The sequence below is a fragment of the Candidatus Alcyoniella australis genome, from assembly GCA_030765605.1.
Classification (GTDB): domain Bacteria; phylum Lernaellota; class Lernaellaia; order JAVCCG01; family Alcyoniellaceae; genus Alcyoniella; species Alcyoniella australis.
Window position 1 is genome coordinate 1 of the sequence record JAVCCG010000073.1, and the last position, 2,596, is coordinate 2,596.

4 protein-coding genes are annotated in these 2,596 nt (G+C 62.9%); 1 reads left to right on the top strand and 3 read right to left on the bottom strand.

Annotated features, from left to right (window positions below):
• On the bottom strand, positions 1-308 hold a 308-nt coding region (locus P9M14_08275), incomplete at its 3' end, for a hypothetical protein (GenBank protein ID MDP8255730.1).
• 223 nt (positions 309-531) lie between these two features.
• Between P9M14_08275 and P9M14_08280 the strand changes: the two genes are divergently transcribed.
• Complete coding sequence (locus P9M14_08280; protein MDP8255731.1) at positions 532-924, top strand: hypothetical protein; 393 nt, start codon at positions 532-534, stop codon at positions 922-924.
• Here the strand turns inward: P9M14_08280 and P9M14_08285 are convergent.
• Both P9M14_08285 and P9M14_08290 read right to left on the bottom strand, forming a co-directional pair.
• Positions 886-1,878, bottom strand: coding sequence for an NAD(P)-dependent oxidoreductase (locus P9M14_08285; GenBank protein MDP8255732.1), 993 nt, complete (start codon positions 1,876-1,878; stop codon positions 886-888). The genes P9M14_08280 and P9M14_08285 overlap by 39 nt on opposite strands.
• The coding region (locus tag P9M14_08290; protein ID MDP8255733.1) for a hypothetical protein at positions 1,875-2,596 on the bottom strand (722 nt) is incomplete at its 5' end. The genes P9M14_08290 and P9M14_08285, both read right to left, overlap by 4 nt.

The following is a 2,596-nucleotide window of genomic DNA, read 5'->3' on the forward strand; positions in this document are numbered from 1 at the left end:
CGACCGGCGTTGAACGCCTCCTTGCTCTGGGCAAACGCTTTACGCGCCTGCTTCTCCAGCTTGGTATGCGCGGCCCCTTCACAGACCTGCTGCGCCAGATCAACGTCGATCTCCCGGGACAGCATCCAGGCCTTGACTGTTGAGGTATTATTGTAATCAAGACGATGCTTGGGATCGCTCAGAACTTTCCAGGCCTCGTGCACCTGCCTCAACGTACGACCGTCGAACTCGCCCTCGGGATTACGTCCGGCCAGCGCTTGCTGAATTTGATCAGCCAGCTCCTGGTAGGCGCGTTTGGCCTCCGGCAACTCCGATTCCGGGTTTATTTCTAACACTTCGTAATGATTCAACGATCGGTCCTCGATAAGCACAGCCTTTTTCACAACATATCACGCCCGATGTATATAAAACAATCTGTGAAAACAGGTAAAATCGACCGAATGCTTTTAATCCACATTACTCATGAGGGTTCGCATACCACTCCAAGCTAGTATTATAATTGAGATCCAACACGACTGTTGAAAGGAAAACATGCTGGATTTCAACGCTATCGCCATGCCCCTGGTGCTCCGAATACCGTTCATCGCCCTGTTCGTCATCGCCTTGGTGGTGGCCGCAGCCAGGCGTAAGTCACTGGGAAAGGCCGCGATCCTGCTGTTCATCGGCCTGGGCATGGCGCTGCTCAGCGAGCTGACGGTGATCGTGCAGCACCTGGTTTGGATAATGCTCTTCCACTATTCGGAGCTGTCCTACGTTGATCCCATGCAGTTGATTCACCGCGCCCTTACCGGGCTGTCGATGCTGCTGCATCTGGGAGCGTGGATCATGGTCGTTTGGGGCGCGCTGGCCGGCCGCGAAGCGCGTGTCGATCCGGGGCAGATCCCGTTACCCGGTGGCGGTTTGGCCGACGATCAGCCGGTATAGTCCGACCAAGCAATCCAGGCAGCTGTCGCGCGGCTCAAAGCCCAGCAGCTCGCGCGCCTTGGAGATGTCGTAGGCCCCGCCGGTGAGCACGAAGGGCAGTAGCTCCGGCGGCGTGTCAATCAGCGGCAGGGGCCTGCCCGCGGCCATGGCCAGCTTGACAAAGCCGCGCATCAGCCACATCGGCACGGGCCGCACGCGCGATTGCGAGTTAATGCGCTGGATCAGTTCGCGGAACAGCGCCTTGACTTCGGGCGTGTCGGGCGCGGCCACGTTAAACGCCTCGGCCACGGCCCGCTCGCTGGTCGCCATCAGCCACAGCGCGTCGGCCGCGTCCGCGGACGAGACCACGTGGTAGGGCAGGTGCGCGGCGGGCAGCGGAATGCTGCGCCCGTTTTGCAGCATGCGCATCAGCCGCAGCATCGAGCGTTCGTGATAGAAGCCCGGGCCGATGATCATCGGCATTCGCGCGAAGCTCACGCGCAGCCCCTCTGTGGCTTGCAGCTTGAGCAGCAGCCGCTCGCAGTCCCACTTGTTGCGGCTGTAGGGCCCGGTGAACAGCTTGGGCGCGTCCTCGGCAATCGGGAATTCGGTCTGCGGCCCGTAGATCTCGATGCTCGAGGCCAGCACCAGCGTATCCACGCCCGCCTCGATACAGGCCTGGGCCGCGTTGGCCGTGCCGCCGAGGTTGATCCGCTCGAATCCCTTATCGCTCAGCGCGGCCTGGGGCATGGCCGCGGCGAGGTGAAACAGCCGCGAGCAGCCGCGGGTGGCCGCGCACAGCGCACCGCGGTCCGTGACGTCGCCGATCACAAAACTCAGGCCCTCGATCTCGATGTCCGGCGGGCTCAGATCGAAGACCCGCACAGCCTGGCCCATGGCACAAAGCTTGCGCGACAGAGCGCGCCCCAGCACTCCGCTGCCGCCTGTAATCAGGTTGATCGACGTCGTTTTCACGGCCACTCCGAAAGCTTGTCCAGGTCGATCAGCAACGGCCCGCGCGAGCTGACCGTGGACAGCCCGCGACCGTCGAGGGTCGGCTCCAGCCAGCGCGTGCGCCTGCCGGTGCGCGTCGAGCCGATGCTAATCATCAGCTGCGCGTCGATCAGCTCGAGACGGCCCGAGAAGAAGTTGGAGACCGCCACGCCCGGCCCGGGCACGTCGGCCATAAAGCGCACGCCGGGTCCCAGGTAGATCTCGCCCAGGCGTTGCAGGGTTTGCGGATCGTAGATCCAGACCTTACCGGCAAAGAACGAGCTGACCAAAATCCGGCCGGTCTGCTCATCCAGCGCCACGTGAAAGATCAGCAGCCCGGGCACCGCGCCGAACTGTACGGGCTCGAGCGTATCGGGGTCGGCAACAAACAGCTTGCCGCCGCCGCCGACAATCAGCAGCCGACCGTTGCGCGGGTCCACGGTAAAGTGATGCACCGAGCCCTCGACCTGTAGCCGCCGCAGCTCGGCCCTGGACTGAAGATCGATCACGATCAGGTTACCGCTGTAGTCCGAGGTGGCGTAAAGCCGGTTGCGATCAGGGTCAACGCGGATAAAGGTCAGCATCGCCGGACGGTCCTCGGACTGGGACTGCGGCGCGAGCCCGCGGCGCAACGGACGGCCCACATCGTGCACCTCCAGCTCGCCGAGCACCTCGCCACTATAGCAGTCCAGGCCCAGCA

Bases quoted from the DNA above. Each gene is read 5' to 3' on its own strand.
- P9M14_08280 (MDP8255731.1), top strand. From the start codon at position 532: ATGCTGGATTTCAACGCTATCGCCATGCCCCTGGTGCTCCGAATACCG.